This window comes from Chryseobacterium lathyri, from assembly GCF_003290185.1.
GTDB lineage: Bacteria > Bacteroidota > Bacteroidia > Flavobacteriales > Weeksellaceae > Chryseobacterium > Chryseobacterium lathyri.
This window is the reverse complement of the sequence record NZ_QNFY01000003.1, coordinates 83989-98865: the sequence shown is the minus strand read 5'-3', so window position 1 is coordinate 98865 and position 14877 is coordinate 83989. Positions and strand designations below refer to the sequence as shown.

General features: G+C 37.2%; 15 protein-coding genes. 3 read left to right on the top strand and 12 right to left on the bottom strand.

What is annotated here, in order from left to right:
- Positions 1–67 precede the first annotated feature (67 nt).
- From DRF61_RS04655 to DRF61_RS04615, 10 genes are all read right to left on the bottom strand, one after another.
- Entirely contained in the window at positions 68–2737 is a 2670-nt protein-coding gene (locus DRF61_RS04655; RefSeq protein WP_111954557.1) for a glycoside hydrolase family 3 N-terminal domain-containing protein, read from the bottom strand.
- A complete protein-coding gene (locus DRF61_RS04650; RefSeq protein WP_111954555.1) occupies positions 2737–4179 on the bottom strand; it encodes an alpha-L-fucosidase in 1443 nt (480 codons plus the stop codon). Before DRF61_RS04650 ends, DRF61_RS04655 begins: the two co-directional genes overlap by 1 nt.
- Positions 4180–4229: 50 nt before the next feature.
- Positions 4230–4376 (bottom strand): hypothetical protein, encoded by a 147-nt coding sequence (locus tag DRF61_RS22550; RefSeq protein WP_157963357.1) that lies wholly within the window; start codon positions 4374–4376, stop codon positions 4230–4232.
- A gap of 246 nt (positions 4377–4622) precedes the next feature.
- Positions 4623–4757, bottom strand: coding sequence for an SRPBCC family protein (locus DRF61_RS22995; RefSeq protein ID WP_262510818.1), 135 nt, complete (start codon positions 4755–4757; stop codon positions 4623–4625).
- A gap of 83 nt (positions 4758–4840) precedes the next feature.
- Positions 4841–5632 carry a fatty acid desaturase gene (locus DRF61_RS04640; protein ID WP_228452582.1) on the bottom strand — a complete coding sequence of 264 codons (792 nt, stop codon included), beginning with the start codon at positions 5630–5632 and terminating at the stop codon, positions 4841–4843.
- A gap of 2 nt (positions 5633–5634) precedes the next feature.
- Positions 5635–6444 (bottom strand): DCC1-like thiol-disulfide oxidoreductase family protein, encoded by an 810-nt coding sequence (locus DRF61_RS04635; protein ID WP_111954553.1) that lies wholly within the window; start codon positions 6442–6444, stop codon positions 5635–5637.
- A gap of 6 nt (positions 6445–6450) precedes the next feature.
- The gene (locus tag DRF61_RS04630; RefSeq protein ID WP_146896988.1) at positions 6451–6807 is read right to left on the bottom strand and encodes a hypothetical protein; all 357 of its coding nucleotides are present in this window, start codon (positions 6805–6807) and stop codon (positions 6451–6453) included.
- 190 nt (positions 6808–6997) lie between these two features.
- A complete protein-coding gene (locus DRF61_RS04625) occupies positions 6998–7501 on the bottom strand; it encodes a GbsR/MarR family transcriptional regulator (RefSeq protein ID WP_111955055.1) in 504 nt (167 codons plus the stop codon).
- A gap of 117 nt (positions 7502–7618) precedes the next feature.
- The gene (locus DRF61_RS04620) at positions 7619–10090 is read right to left on the bottom strand and encodes a vWA domain-containing protein (protein WP_111954549.1); all 2472 of its coding nucleotides are present in this window, start codon (positions 10088–10090) and stop codon (positions 7619–7621) included.
- 11 nt (positions 10091–10101) lie between these two features.
- Positions 10102–10620, bottom strand: a complete 519-nt coding sequence (locus DRF61_RS04615) for an RNA polymerase sigma factor (protein WP_111954547.1) — start codon at positions 10618–10620, stop codon at positions 10102–10104.
- Positions 10621–10838: 218 nt separating this feature from the next.
- On the opposite strand from DRF61_RS04615, the gene DRF61_RS04610 reads away from it, so the two are divergent.
- Complete coding sequence (locus tag DRF61_RS04610) at positions 10839–12041, top strand: C1 family peptidase (RefSeq protein ID WP_111954545.1); 1203 nt, start codon at positions 10839–10841, stop codon at positions 12039–12041.
- Positions 12042–12215: 174 nt separating this feature from the next.
- The gene (locus DRF61_RS22545; RefSeq protein WP_157963356.1) at positions 12216–12377 is read left to right on the top strand and encodes a bacteriocin-like protein; all 162 of its coding nucleotides are present in this window, start codon (positions 12216–12218) and stop codon (positions 12375–12377) included.
- A gap of 209 nt (positions 12378–12586) precedes the next feature.
- On the opposite strand, the gene DRF61_RS04605 is transcribed toward DRF61_RS22545, so the two are convergent.
- Positions 12587–13648, bottom strand: coding sequence for an NADH:flavin oxidoreductase (locus tag DRF61_RS04605; RefSeq protein ID WP_111954543.1), 1062 nt, complete (start codon positions 13646–13648; stop codon positions 12587–12589).
- Between the two features lie 122 nt (positions 13649–13770).
- On the opposite strand from DRF61_RS04605, the gene DRF61_RS04600 reads away from it, so the two are divergent.
- Positions 13771–14157 carry a winged helix-turn-helix transcriptional regulator gene (locus DRF61_RS04600; protein ID WP_111954541.1) on the top strand — a complete coding sequence of 129 codons (387 nt, stop codon included), beginning with the start codon at positions 13771–13773 and terminating at the stop codon, positions 14155–14157.
- Between the two features lie 25 nt (positions 14158–14182).
- Here the strand turns inward: DRF61_RS04600 and DRF61_RS04595 are convergent, their stop codons facing one another.
- Positions 14183–14809 carry a GIY-YIG nuclease family protein gene (locus tag DRF61_RS04595; protein WP_111954539.1) on the bottom strand — a complete coding sequence of 209 codons (627 nt, stop codon included), beginning with the start codon at positions 14807–14809 and terminating at the stop codon, positions 14183–14185.
- Between the last annotated feature and the right edge of the window lie 68 nt (positions 14810–14877).

Genomic DNA, 14877 nt, shown 5'->3' with positions numbered 1-14877 from the left:
AGTTTTTATCCTTCGCATTCACCTTCTGTCAGCAGGCTTTAGAAAAGGATAAATCCTGAATAAGAAATTATTCTACCTCAATATTCTGTTTTAAGGGAAGGTTTTTAGAGGAATTTCCGACCATAATTCTGTAGGTTCCTTTTTCTACTGTCCAGTTCATATTTTCATCTAAAAACCGGAGTTCTTTGACTGGAATTTTAATGGTTACCTGCTTTGATTCCCCGGGATTTACATACACTTTCTGAAAACCTTTTAACTCAATAACAGGTCTTGAAACTGATGCCAGCAGGTCTTTCACATACAGCTGAACGACTTCACTTCCTCCTTTGGTTCCTGTATTTTTGACATTGATTCGGGCAGTAACAATATCATTTTCAGAATATTTCAACTGATTAAGCTGCAGATCCGAAAGCTCAAAAGTGGTATAGCTAAGGCCAAAACCAAAAGGATATAATGGTTCACCACTCAAATCATAATAATCATTTCCTCTTCCTGTCGGATGATGATTGTAGGTCAATGGCAGCTGCCCTTCTTCGGCCGGAAAGGTAATGGGCAATTTCCCTGAAGGATTTTCCGCTCCGAAAAGAATTTTCGCCACCGCGTTTCCGCCCTCTTCTCCCGGATACCAAACATCCAGAATGGCTCCTGCTTTATCTTTCCACGCTGTGGTTTTGATAGCAGAGCCCCCAACTAAAATTACGGTTATGGGTTTGTTCAGTTTTGAAACTTCATGAATAAATTTTTCCTGATTTCCGGGCAGGCTCAGCGAGGAACGGTCCTGAAACTCTCCTTCATGAATTCCGGCAGCAACAATGATATGATCTGCCTTTTCTGCAGTTTTTAAAGCCTCATTAAATTCTTTCTGAGCATCATCAATACCATAATTCCAGATCAGCTCAACATGAGCTTCTCCCCTGCTTTCCCGGAATTCTATAATGAGATTGTATTGTTGGTCTTTCACAAAATCTATGGCAGCTGTTTTTGTTGAATAGCCCAGCTTTTCCCATTGATCAACAATTAATTTTCCGTCCAGATATAATCTGAAACCATCGTTTCCACGCAGGCCGAGCTGGTATTTTCCATTACCCGGAGCCTTCAGTTGACCTGTCCACCGGATGCTGTAGTTGTCCGGCTGTAGTTTTTCAGGATCCGGTGAGTATAGGGTCCATTTGAAATTAATCTGCTCATCCTGCCTTTGAAAAGCCTCCTTTCCCTGTAAGCCCGTATTTGGGAAATAATTTCCTTTTAAGCCTTTCTTATTTTCAGATGATAAAAGATCGGCAGGAACCGTTGCAAAATCCTTCAGATCCCATGTAATACCTTTTGAATAAAGGATCTCTATATTTTTATCTTTTGTAATGTTTTTAATTCCCTCAAGCATACTTACTTTATAGTTTCCCGGCCCGGAATAGCCGCCAAGTCTCGCATCAACGGCATCTGTTCCGATCACTGCTATTTTCTTCACATTAGCAGAAACCGGGAGTGTTCCCCTATTATTCTGTAATAAAACAATAGATTCAAGAGCTGCTTTTTCGGCTAACGGTTTATGATTAATCATTTTCAATTCATGAATTTCCCGGTCAGAGATATAAGGATTCTCAAAAAGCCCGAGTTCAAATTTTGCCTTTAAAACCCTTGCTACCGCATCATCTATCCTTTCCTGTGAAATCCGTCCATCCAAAAACGGAGGAATAAACAGCTGATAATGTTTGTATTCTGTCTGGAAAATTACGTCAAGCCCTGCATTCATAGCCTGTGCAGAGGCATCATCATAATCTTTTGCCGTAAAATGAAGTACATTGGCGCCTCCTACAGCACTGGCATCGCTAATGACAAAGCCTTTGAAATTCCATTCTTTTTTCAGTTTTTCTGTGAGCAGCCAATGGTTGGCAGTCGAAGGTCTTCCGTCGAGAAGGTTATAGGAGGTCATCACAGACCTGCTTTTTCCTGAGGTAAATGCTGTATGAAAGGGAATAAGATGGGTTTCTTCAAGATATCTTCTGCTCCAGTGAATAGGATAAGAATCTCTTCCGCCTTCTCCTACATTGGCTAAAAAATGCTTTGGAGTGGTAATGATTCCCTGGTTTTCAAATGAGCTTACGAAACCAACGCCCATCACAGAGGTTAAAAAAGGATCTTCCCCGTACGTTTCCTCTGTCCGTCCCCATCTCACATCGCTGGCCAGATTCACTACCGGGGTCAGAACCTGGCGGATTCCTCTTAATTTTGATTCTTTTGCAATGGCAGAAGAAACCTGCTTCATCAGTTCGGGATTGAATGTGGCAGCAAGCCCAATAGCCTGGGGAAAAGCCGTTGCTCCATCACGCATTAATCCGTGTAAAGCTTCATCAAACGGGATGATCGGAATTCCCAGTCTGGATTCTTCAACAAAATATTTTTGAATAGCATTGATTTTTCTCGCGAGCTTTTCCGCATCTTCACCGGCATTATATTTCAATAGCTGGCCTGCTGCCCCGCCACCCTGATTTCCGGCACTGACCTGCAGACCAAAGATTCCGTGCCTGTACTGGTCTTTGGGAACATTATCCAGATCTCCCGGGATCATAAAACACTGCCAGAATTTTTCTTCGGGAGTCATTCTTTTTAACAGATCCTGAACTCTTACTTCTACGGGCTGTTTCGGATCTTTGTATAAAGGTTTTTCTTTCTGGGCACTCAGGAATGCGGAATTCAGAACAAGCACAATGACCGCTGCTTTAATACAGTTAAATTTCATTAATTCGTTATTTGAATGGCGGTGGCATACTTTAATTTTTTTCTGTCTTCCGGCAGCTTCAGCTCTACTGTAGTTCCTGTCTGTTTCCACGTCACTTTTGAATTGATTCCAAGAATTTTCAATGCTTTCGGTTTGAAGTTTTCCGGAAGTGAAAAAGTGAGTACATCAGGAGCCTGATACTCTTTCTGATCATCAATATGAAAAACATTGAGGATTTTGCCGTCTTTAGACCGGGTATAATAGAAGTTCCCGTTATGGTAAGGCTCAGTGCTTCTTGTAGCAAATACAGCTGATTGATTTTTCTCCATCCAGCCCGAAATCTCATTTAATCTTTCATAAACAATTGCATCATAATCTCCATTTGGGCCAGGAGCAATATTCATGAGGTAATTTCCACCCCGGGAAATAATTTTGATGAGTGTTTCAATGATTTTTTGAGAGGATTTATAATGGTCGTTGGGAACATACGAGAAAGAATCTCCCATCGTAATGCAGCTTTCCCAGGGAATGGAAAGGGGATGTTCCGGGACAGCCTGCTCGGGGGTCACATAATTTTCCCACTTTCCGGGTACGGTACGGTCTACAACTATGATTCCCGGCTGGTTTTTCCTGGCCATGCTTCCAATTTTATCCATATCAATATCCTGCTCTACTTTGATGGTTCTCTGCCATTCCACAGACGGATCAATGGTTTTGAAAGGCCGTACCCAGCCTCCATCCAGCCACAGAATATCAATTTTCCCGTAGTTGGATGTAATTTCATTAAGCTGATTAAAAGTGAATGTTTTAAAGCCTTCCCATCTTTCAGGATACTTTTTCGGATCGTAATTTACATTTCTGTCTTTCGGCGGAAAATAGGGCCACCAATAGTTTTCCGAATGCCAGTCGGGCTTTGAAAAATAAGCTCCAATTTTGAAACCGTCTTTTCTGAATGCATTGAAAATCTCTTTGGTAACGTCTGCTTTAGAATTTTTTGAGAACGGTGTTTTTGGTGAGGTAACTTTATAGTCCGATTCCTTGGTGTCAAACATGGCAAAGCCGTCATGATGCTTTGTGGTGAAAACTACGTATTTCATTCCTGCTTTCTTTGCTGCATCTGCCCATTTTTGAGGGTTAAATCCTGTGGGATTAAAGGTAGTCTGAAGGTTTTCATAGTTCTTGACATACTCATTGTAAGATTTCCCATGTTCAGGCTTTCTCTGAGTCCAGGATTCGTCTTCAGGGCATAAGCTCCAGCTTTCTACAATTCCCCATTGGCTGTAGGTCCCCCAATGCATAAACAGTCCGAATTTCAGATCCTGCCACTGCTCCAGATTCTGAACAACAAGCGGATCATCCGGCTTCTGATAGCCTGCAGATACATTATGAGCCTGTGAAAAGAAAGCAGAAGAAATAAGAAAAGATGAAAGAAAAAAGGTTTTTGTTTTCTGTTTAATGAGCATATGACGTTCGTTTTTGCTAAATTAAACATCCTGCCACTAATCAGCAAACCTTAATTTTTCAATAAATGCTGCAGCGCTTTATCCAGTTCATTTCTGCTTTTCAATAAGAGTTCAGTTTCCGTATTTAAGAAGAGGGAAGCTATTTCCAGCTGCCGTACCGGAGCATTTAATCCAAAAGGGATTTTGAGTTTTGGCATAAGATCTCTGTTGGACACAGGATTGGGAGCGGTTACATTGATGGTTCCTGATATACTTTCATGGCTAATGATCCATTCAACAGCTTCACAGAAATCATCAATGTAAAAGAATCATCAATGTAAAAGCTCCTTTAAGCATGACATCCGTAAACTGGACGTTTTTTTGCATACTGATGATTTTGGTTGTCAATGTCTGATTAATTCCTAAATGTGTGGCTCTCCATGTTATGGTTTCATTTTCTTCAATCAGTCCGGACGTCCTGCTATTGCCTTTTCATTGGTTTTTGATGTTGATTTTTGGTGCAGGTCAATATCCCTGGCCAAGTCGAAAACTTTGTGAATATCTGCTTTGATCAGGGTTTCTAAATATATTGTAGCCATAGTTTTAGTTTTAAAGAGTTTCGGGATTCCTGTTCCGAGATACATATTTTAGTTTACCATTTGCTGTCTAAGCTATTATTTTTTTAAAAAGTCTGTTTTTTGTTCAGCTCCGGCAGTTCCTTATCTATTCTTGCAGCCAGTTCCGGTAATTTGATCGTTGGAACAGCAGGAAAAAGATGGTGCTCCATATGATAGAACATACTGAAAGTAATTTTGTTTTTCCAGGATCCACGCTGTGTTCTTGCGATATCAGGGTTTTCATGGGTGTCATGATGAACAGTCCATACTGCAAAGAATGCCATTAAAAATTCTCCGAAAAGCATGATCAACGCATGATAGATCAGAAAATTAATCTGAAAATAAAACACTATAAAAGTAAAAATCGCTATTGAAACGAGTTCTATCATCATATTTTTTTTATACTTTTTATTGGCTTTTTTAAAGGTGATCCAGTGGATCATGAACATATGTTTCGGACCATACAAGACTGCTTCATACCATTTCATAGAGGCCGATTTGCCTTCATAATCTTCTTCTGAAAGACAGAATTTATGATGCCTGATATGGTTAAATTTTACCGCATGAATAGATGCCATCATCAAAATACTGTTCAGATACAAGGAAAGCCATGTTAGAAATTTTCCGGTTCCCAAAGCATTGTGAAATCCATTATGCACCTGTCTGAGCGCCGTCAGAAAATAGAATGCAGAAAAAGGAAGAGCCAGCCAGTAATATTCATAATAAGCCAAAAATATCGAAATAAAAAGCCAAGGCAGACTGATATTGTTTTCAATGAGCATTTCTTTAACGGAAAGAGTTCTGAGGTCTTTCCATTCTACTTTTTTAATAAGTTCAAGATGGTTCATTTTTTTCATTTTTAAAGGGTAAGCCAAATAATAAATGCCCAAGTTATCATTTTGAATAGGATCCATGAGATGGTAGGAAGATCATTCAACTTTAAGAGTTTGCATCGTCTTAAATGTTCCAGAAGCATTATCAATACAACAATTCCGAAGTAGATAATATAAAAAGAAGATACGAAATTGGTTAATAAAGCCGGAATTAAAAACAGTGTTCCGATCAGAGAAACTGTCATCATATTTCCGAGATAGTCCCAGATTTTATCTTTTAAATAAATTCTCAGAAATACAGTCTGCCAGATAATCTGTCCGATGCAAATACCCAATTCTCTTGTAAAACTATGATTCAGGTTTAGTCCCAGCTTTCCGGAAAATATACTTAGAATATACGCCGAAAAGACAATTACAAAGGCAATGTACATTACTCTGTATTTCAAATTAAAACCAGGAATACAAGCCTGTTCAGTGTGATTTGCTGATGGAATGATCTGTTTCCGGTTATAGGAAACAAATGAATACAGTTTTTTGAAAAACCAGTACAAAGAATTCATCCTGCCAATTCTTTCAAGCAGAGGAAAGGAGTTTCCAATGATCAGAAGAAGGCTGTCCAACCCATACACAACTTCATTTCTGTTGTGATCTATCAATGCAATCTCGTTTTTTGCACGGTTAAAGTCTATGATGGATTTATTCGCTTTTGAGATTTCTGTAAAAGCTTCTCTTCCATTCTCATCAAGCATTCCAAATTTTGTAAAACCTTTAGAATAGATATTGCACATGGGACATTCATTGTCGTAGATCAGGGTGTGTTTTTTTAAAGTGTTCATGGCTGTTTATTGGTAAGATTTATAAGTTCTGTAATTATCATAGATGTAGATTACGGCCATAACCGGACTGTAAAATAGTGCGCCAATTAAGATCATCAGAAGCATTTCAGTAATATCTGGATGCACCTTAAGTCCGAAAACGAGCAACAATGAAATCCAGACCGGTAGAATAAGAATTCCATAAATGATATATAAAAGAGATTTTTTTCCCGGCTGAAGAACCCTTATTAAAAAGCTGACAAGCTGTGGAATGCCTACCACAAAATAAAATGCTCCTCCAAATATTCCTATGCTTTCGATTATGATTCCGGCAATCAAGATTGCTAACTGAATATAAAAGTCATATGCTGCAAATGTTTTCATGATCATTTATTTAAAAGATTAGAAAATCCCCGCGGGTTCTTTTATGGGAGGATCTGAAAGTGATATACATCCAGATCTTAAAGATGAGTGTTTTCATTTTGCAAGTATCTCTTATTAAACATCTTATAAATATTATATTTTCAGTAATTTTTGAAAATTAAATTCAAATAAAAAAGGATGGTATCCTTTTCTATTTTAACAGATTGGTAATTTTACCTACCAGCCAGTGATCATCACTTTTGATTGCCATATCCATAATATTGTTGATCTTTCCCGTTACGGAACTGAAATCATCCATCAGCTTTACAAATTCTTTCGCTTCCTGAGAATCATTATCCTCTATGTTTTTTAATTCTTCCAGGAAAGCAATGACAGGTTCTATTTCCCTTTTTCTCCGTTCTTTTGTAATCTGTTTGAACAGGTACCAAACATCTTTTTCTGCTACAAAGTATTCTTTACGGTCACCTTTTATAAATTCTTTTCTTACAATTCCCCAGTCAATCAATGCCCTGAGATTCATATTGGCATTCCCTCTTGAAATTTCCAGCTGTTCCATTACTTCATCGGTGGAAAGCGGTTTTCCAGTGGCCAAAAGCAATGCATGAACCTGCGCCATCGTACGGTTGATTCCCCAGTTTGTCGCGAATGTTCCCCAAGTCTGGATATACTTTTCTTTTGCTTCTGAAAGTTTCATTTGTTTTTCCATTTTCAATTTCTATAACAAATGTAATTATATTTTTTGAATTTTCAATAATTTTTGAAAATTAAATTTAAAATAAAACAGACATTTAAAATAATGTCTGTTTTAAAGCTATTTTTGAATGGTTTTATACGTTTCAACCAATCTTATAAATTCGGATCTGTACCCTTCTTCATCTTTATTTTTTCCTTCTCTGGCAAGTGTTTCGATATCATTAAGGTCTTTTTTGCTTATTAATTTTGAATCTCTCAAAACCAATCCAAACCATGCGACAGATGTTGCAAATTTAAAATCTGGGCTTGCAGAATGATCCGTATTTTTTACTGTCTGCACTATTTCTGTACTGGTATTTCCGTCTGGTTTCTTGTAACGGAATCTAATAGTTGCCAGTTCATCACTAAAATCCTCAGAAGAAGAAGTCTTGTTATATCTTAGTTTATTCTCTTCAGGCAGAAACTCAGATTTCACACCGGCAGGAATCATTTCATATAAAGCTGTTACCGTATGTCCGCTTCCCAATTCCCCGGCATCAATTTTATCATTGGTAAAATCTTCATTTCTCAATTTTCTGTTTTCATAGCCAATGAGGCGGTAAGAACTCACATATTTAGGGTTAAACTCAATCTGGATCTTTACATCTTTTGCAATTGTATATATGCTTCCTGCAAATTCTTTTCCCAGGAATTTATTGGCTTCTTGAAGATTGTCTATGTAAGCATAATTCCCGTTTCCTTTATCAGCTAAGGTTTCAAGCGTATTATCTTTATAATTACCCATTCCAAAGCCCAGGCAAGTCAGAAAAACTCCGGATTTTCTTTTTTCTTCAATCAAAGTTTTAATATCTGAAGTGGAAGAAGCACCAACGTTAAAATCTCCATCTGTAGCTATAATTACCCGGTTGTTGCCGTTTTTAATGAAATTTTCTTGCGCTAGCTTATAGGCAAGCTCAATTCCTGCACCGCCTGCTGTGCTTCCTCCTGCCTGGAGATTGTCCAGTGCAAGAACTATTTTTTCTTTCTCTCTGGCAGAAGTCGGTGGCAGAACCATACCTGCATTTCCCGCATACACTACAATCCCAACTTTATCTTCAGGTCTGAGCTGATCCAGAAGTACTTTGAAAGAGGATTTCAGGAGTGGTAACTTATTCGGTTCATTCATTGATCCAGAAACATCTATCAGGAATACGAGATTAGATGCGGGAACTTTATCCATGGCAATATTCTTTCCCTGAAGACCTATTTTTAAAAGTTTATGGGTTGGATTCCAGGGTGCATTGACATATTCTGTATTAATGGAAAACGGATCGTTATTTTTCGGCTGAGGATAATTGTATTTAAAATAATTGATCATTTCTTCAACCCTTACCGCGTTTTTATCTACGGTTTGTCCATTATTGATCATTCTTCTGATATTGGAATAGGCTGCATTATCCACATCAATAGAAAAAGTTGACAACGGCTGGTTTTTGGTGAGCTCAAATGGGTTTTCTTCAAATGCATCATAGCCTTCATTATCGGAAACATTCTGTTTGTATTGGCTGATTGTTTTCTGTATTTCCTCCATCCTTCTTTTCTCCTTTCTGGAAAGCCTTTTAGTTTTTACTACAATAATTCCGTTCGCTCCCCTGCTCCCGTACAAAGCTGATGCACCAGCTCCTTTTACAACTTCCACACTTTCAATCTTTTTGGGATTCAATGCATTGAAATAATCACGCTGTACTATTTCCCCGTTAACCACAAATAATGGTTCGTTTGTCCCTTTTAAACTTGCTGCACCTCTTATGCTTATTTGATTATTACCTGAAAAACCATTATTGATTGCATTCATTTTATTAGCAATCTGATCATTTTTTCTCCGCTTAGTTCCATAAGCCTGAATCTGGACTCCCATTACACTTCCCTGAAGTGCCTGAGGAATAGTATTTGAAGCAATATAATTAGACTGTACACTAACAGCACTTGAGGTATAAGCCTGTACTTTTTTAGGCGTAATTCCTGTTAAAACAACTTCTTCAATATTCTGCGTTTGTAGCGTATCTCCCTGCTTACCTCCTTTTACCGGGGCAACAGTTACATTACCGGCTTCTTTCTTTTTGATATAATATTTATCTGTTGAGTAAGCATTTTTTCGTGACGCATACCTCTCTTCATTCTTATTAACAGCTAAGGCTTTACTCTCGTTGTTCGGGACTTTAATAGCTTCATCTTTTGCGACAGAAAGGGCTTTCTGTGATGATTTTGAGATTTCAATTTCCTTTTCAATATTCGATTTAACTGTACTGTCTACAGTATAAATGCTCTTTTTTTCAGGATGTATTTCAGTACTGTTTTCTACCATTAAAGGAGCTGAATTTTCAACAGTTCCATTTTTGCTGATAAAATAAAATGCTCCCAGACCGAGAATTAAGCTGGCTGCAACTCCATAAGGAAGCCAAACCGGTAATATTCTCTTTTTTTCTTCTATTGTATCCAATTTTTCTTCAACCTTCGCCCAAACTTTATCAAAACCCTGAAAAACAGTCGGTTCTTCTGAAAGCTTAGAAGCATCATTGAATCTTTTATCTATGTCGTGATTATTTTCCATTTTCCTAAAGTTTAAATGTTCTGATTGACTAAAAGTTCCTGTAGTTTTTTCCTTGCAAAATTGAGCTGGGATTTAGAAGTCCCTTCGCTTATCGAGAGCATGGAAGCAATTTCTTTATGGGGATAACCCTCAATAGCAAACAGATTGAAAATTGCTCTGCAGCCTTCGGGAAGAAAATTCAGCAGGCTCAGAATATCTTTCTCAAATGAAATGCTTTCTGATAAGGTTCCGGATGTTTCTGCAAAACCGTCATCCATAGAGACGAATTGAGCTTTGGTAGCTCTCAATTTCTGAAGGCATTCATTGACTGCAATTTTTTTAGCCCATCCTTCAAAGGTGTCCAGATTCTGAAGCTGGGTGATCTTGGTGAATATTTTGTAAAAAGTATCGGCCAATACTTCTTCAATATCTTCATCATTTTTCAGATAGCGTCTGCAGACTGAATACAGCCTGCCCGCCATTTTCTCGTAGATCTTCCGCTGGGCACTCCGGCTGTTACGCTGGCATTCTATTAGTAATTCTTTTTCCATAGTCAGGCTTTATACTGTAATAGATGCATAAACTGTTGAATGGGTTGGAAACATTTAGATCTTTTTTTAATAAAAGCAAAATACTTAATAAATTGATTGACAAATTAATTATTTACTTTCAACTTTTTATTCAAATTTTCACTTCCAAATTTAACTTTTCCCTTTGTAACAAATCTTTAGTATGAACGACTATTCATAAAAATAATCTTTTTATAGTAATGAAAAATACCAAAATTGCCTCATTACTTTTTGTTTTGTCTGCAGGAAGTATGATGTTTGCCCAAGATGACTTGATCAACAAATTAAAAAACAATCAATCTCAAAATGCTAATTTTCAGTTCACAGCGTTAAAAGACGTAGGAGCTACTTCAGTAAAGAATCAGGGTTCATCAGGAACCTGCTGGAGCTACTCAGGAAATTCTTTTCTTGAATCCGAAATGCAGAGAATGGGTAAAAAGCCTGTAGACCTTGCTGAAATTTTCACAGCAAGAAATTCTTACCACGATAAAGCTAAACTATATGTACTGAATAACGGAGCGATCAGCTGGGGAGACGGTGGTGAGCTGCACGATGTGGTAAACATGTACAAAAAATATGGTGCTGTTCCTCAGGATGTTTATACAGGTCTAAAATCGGGGCAGACCCTTAATAATTTTAAGGAAATGCAGGGTAAGCTGAAACCTGTTTTAGACAGTCTTGTTCAGGCAGGATCAAAAGCACAGCTTACAGATAACTGGATGGATTCCGTAGATGCCATTCTGGATGAATACCTTGGAAAAGTTCCGGCTAACTTTACGTATGAAGGAAAAAATTACACTCCTAAAACATTCGCTAAAGAAGTTGTAGGGATTAACCCTGAAGATTATATCGAGATTTCTTCTTATAAGGATTATCCATATTACCAAAAATTTGTAGTTCCGATTCCTGATAACTGGAGCCATGATTCTGACTGGAATGTTCCGATGAAAGATCTTACAGCTATTATTGATAACGCCGTGAACAAAGGATATTCTGTGGGATGGGCAACGGATGTTTCCGAACCTTATTTTTCCTACAAAAACGGAGTGGCTTACGTTCCGGACATGGATCTGAGCCAGATTACTGCTGAAAACAAGCAGACTTTGTTCACTGAGCCTAAAAAAGATAAAACCATTACAGAGGATATGCGTCAGAAATCTCTTAATAACCTTTCTACAACGGATGACCACGGTATGCATATCGTAGGATTGGCAAAAGATCAGACGGGTAAGGAATATTATATGGTTAAAAATTCCTGGGGTGTAACCAATGATTTTGAGGGTTATCTGTATGTAACAAGACCGTATGTAGAATACAAATCAACGGCTATCTTAGTACACAAGAATGCCGTTCCAAAAAGCATTCTTAAGCAGCTAAAGCCCACAAAGAACATCGGTTTATAATCAACAATCACTGTTACCGGTCACTACGGTAATTTTAGATATTTAAATCTGTTAAAACCGCGCTCCAAAATATTGGAGCGCGGTTATTTTTTATGGATGGTAATATTTATTTACATACTATTTCGCTATTTAGTGAAAATAGTATATTTTTATTATCCAACAAATTATTACCATATGAAAAATTTAAAAAAATTAACAAAATCTGATTTAAAGAAAATTAACGGTGGAAATGCACCTGATTGTCCTACAGGAACAACAGCATGCTATATTCCTCCTAAAAATGGTTTTCCATCTTACTGGAAATGTATTTCAGATACTATGGAATGCCCGGATTAAGAACAATCAAAACCCGCTTTCAGAATTTCTGAAAGCGGGTTTCTTTAAATAAATAGGTGAAAAATTTAATATAAAAATAAAGAAAAATATAATTTGTGAATGGTGAATAGTGAATTCGCTTCGCTGTCAATTTTTATTTTCGCTGAAATTAAGTGAACTGTTAATTCTATTCACTTGCGAAGCAAAATTGACCATTCACTATTGCCATCTTAATACAATTTCGCCATGCTTTCTGCTGAAAAGTCAAGAAGCTCTTCTGTATTTCCGGTTTTTATTTTCTGAACCCATTGAGGGTCCTGTAAAAGTGCACGTCCTACCGCAACCAGATCAAATTCTTCATTATCCAGTCTTCTGATCAGGTCGGTCAGGTCAGTTTTTTCAGTTCCCTGCCCTGCGAAAGCACTCATGAAATCTCCTTTCAGTCCTACAGAACCTACGGTGATCGTCGGCTGTCCTGTAATTTTTTTAGCCCAACCTGCAAAATTTAAATCTGAACCTTCAAATTCCGGTTCCCAGAAACGACGTTGTGAGCAATGGAAAATATCTACTCCGGCTTCTTTTAATGGCAGTAACCATTCTTCCATTTCTGTTGGGTTATTGCTCAATCTGCTGCTGTAATCCTGTTGTTTCCATTGTGAAAGACGGAGAATAATAGTAAAATCCTCTCCTACTGCAGCTCTGATGGCTTTAATCACATCTACTGCAAAACGGTTTCTTTCTTTGATTGTTTTACCTCCATATTCATCGGTTCTTGTATTGGTTACTTCCCAAAAGAACTGATCAATAAGATAGCCATGTGCTCCATGAACCTCAACGACATCAAAACCTAAATCTTTTGCAGATTTTGCAGAAGCAGCAAACTGTGCAATGGTATCCTGAATATCTTCTAAAGTCATCGTAGATACCTTTTCCATCGGAGCCAGCGGATAATCTTCAGACATTCTTGTATCTCCTACATGCCAGATCTGGGGTCCCATTTTTCCGCCATTCTGATGAACAGCATTGATCACATTTTTCCAGCCTGCCAATGCTTCATCCCCGTAAAAGTCCGGGATGTTCTGCATATTTTTTGAGGATGGTCTTTTGATCACGGTTCCTTCAGAAAGAATTAGTCCAACTTCTGAAGCAGCTCTTCTTGCGTAATACTCAGCGATATTTTGGGTAGGAACTCCATTATCAGACTGGGCTCTGGTCATAGGAGCCATTACGATTCTGTTTTTAAGTTCCAGGTTTTTGTAAACAAACGGTTTAAATAATGATTCTGTGCTCATTTTTAAATTGATATTTTATAATTGTTACACAAAGTAACTAATAATAGTTCGTTTTTGTATCTTTTATCAAAAAAATAGTGGTAACTTCGCAGTAACTTACATTAGTAACATAAAAGTAACGCATGGTAAAGAATGAACTGATGAAATATAGCTGTCCTCTAGGCAAAGCAATGTCTGCGCTAGGAAGCAAGTGGAAACCGATCATTGTTTTGGTGATTAAAGACCGTAAGCTACGTTTCGGGGAACTAGCTGTACGAATTAATGTGATTTCCAGAAAAGTTCTTACGGACCAGTTAAGAGAGATGGAAAGTGACGGATTGGTTATCCGTGAAGAGTTTAAAGAGCTGCCTCCGAGAGTTGAATATTCATTGACAGAAAAAGGATTGGCATTGTTGCCGATTTTATATTTGTTGGAAGAGTGGGAAGCGAAATTTGATAATAAGGATGTGCAGTATGATAAGGACTGTAATGTGCTTAACAATAAAATAAAGGGAACTCTTCAAGTTTAATTAATTATCATAGAATTTATAATATTTATTCATCTTTTACAAGATTTAAAAAATCATATTTACTAAGATTTGTTTCAAAAATCTTTAAATGAAATTTATGCTCTCTACTTAATTCATGAAAAATATCTATAGCTTTTTCATAATTACACCTGAATGCTTCATTTGATTTTTTTAGTTCTTTCCCTTGGTAGTAATTCAATCCATATTCACGATATTTTTCAAGTTTAATTTGAATTTGTCTTTCCCTAAGCCCCATTTCGTCAACTTTAATGGCTGCTAAAATTTTCCAATCTGCATGAAAGCCATATCCTTTATTTTCATTTAAATATTTTTCTCTTTTCTCATAATTAGTTGTCGCTCCAATTTTAATTTTTCTCCCCCATAAAGTTCCTGCAATATAAATATAACCTTCCTCATGTTCTCTCATTTGAAAACTAATTCTTGCAGAATTACACATAACACACTGCCCTTTACTATTTTTAATTGTATGGCTTGAGTTTTTATTGCAAGGAAATGCATTGTAGGCAAATTTTTTATTATTATTTTCCATCCATAATTTTGCATACTTGGTCATTCTGCTTCCATTTACATTAGCACAAATATCAAAATCAATTTTATTTCTAGTTAAAAACTCTATTTCAATCTCATTCATCGATTGTAATTATACAATATTCTAAATTAAATTTACAAATTTGTGACAATCCATTTAGATTTATTTCA

Bases quoted from the DNA above. Each gene is read 5' to 3' on its own strand.
- DRF61_RS04655 (WP_111954557.1), bottom strand. From the start codon at position 2,737: ATGAAATTTAACTGTATTAAAGCAGCGGTCATTGTGCTTGTTCTGAAT.
- DRF61_RS04600 (WP_111954541.1), top strand. From the start codon at position 13,771: ATGGTAAAGAATGAACTGATGAAATATAGCTGTCCTCTAGGCAAAGCA.
- DRF61_RS04595 (WP_111954539.1), bottom strand. From the start codon at position 14,809: ATGAATGAGATTGAAATAGAGTTTTTAACTAGAAATAAAATTGATTTT.
- DRF61_RS22550 (WP_157963357.1), bottom strand. From the start codon at position 4,376: ATGCCAAAACTCAAAATCCCTTTTGGATTAAATGCTCCGGTACGGCAG.
- DRF61_RS22545 (WP_157963356.1), top strand. From the start codon at position 12,216: ATGAAAAATTTAAAAAAATTAACAAAATCTGATTTAAAGAAAATTAAC.
- DRF61_RS04630 (WP_146896988.1), bottom strand. From the start codon at position 6,807: ATGAAAACATTTGCAGCATATGACTTTTATATTCAGTTAGCAATCTTG.
- DRF61_RS04610 (WP_111954545.1), top strand. From the start codon at position 10,839: ATGAAAAATACCAAAATTGCCTCATTACTTTTTGTTTTGTCTGCAGGA.
- DRF61_RS04650 (WP_111954555.1), bottom strand. From the start codon at position 4,179: ATGCTCATTAAACAGAAAACAAAAACCTTTTTTCTTTCATCTTTTCTT.
- DRF61_RS04620 (WP_111954549.1), bottom strand. From the start codon at position 10,090: ATGGAAAATAATCACGACATAGATAAAAGATTCAATGATGCTTCTAAG.
- DRF61_RS04615 (WP_111954547.1), bottom strand. From the start codon at position 10,620: ATGGAAAAAGAATTACTAATAGAATGCCAGCGTAACAGCCGGAGTGCC.
- DRF61_RS04635 (WP_111954553.1), bottom strand. From the start codon at position 6,444: ATGAACACTTTAAAAAAACACACCCTGATCTACGACAATGAATGTCCC.
- DRF61_RS04640 (WP_228452582.1), bottom strand. From the start codon at position 5,632: ATGAAAAAAATGAACCATCTTGAACTTATTAAAAAAGTAGAATGGAAA.
- DRF61_RS22995 (WP_262510818.1), bottom strand. From the start codon at position 4,757: ATGGCTACAATATATTTAGAAACCCTGATCAAAGCAGATATTCACAAA.
- DRF61_RS04625 (WP_111955055.1), bottom strand. From the start codon at position 7,501: ATGAAACTTTCAGAAGCAAAAGAAAAGTATATCCAGACTTGGGGAACA.
- DRF61_RS04605 (WP_111954543.1), bottom strand. From the start codon at position 13,648: ATGAGCACAGAATCATTATTTAAACCGTTTGTTTACAAAAACCTGGAA.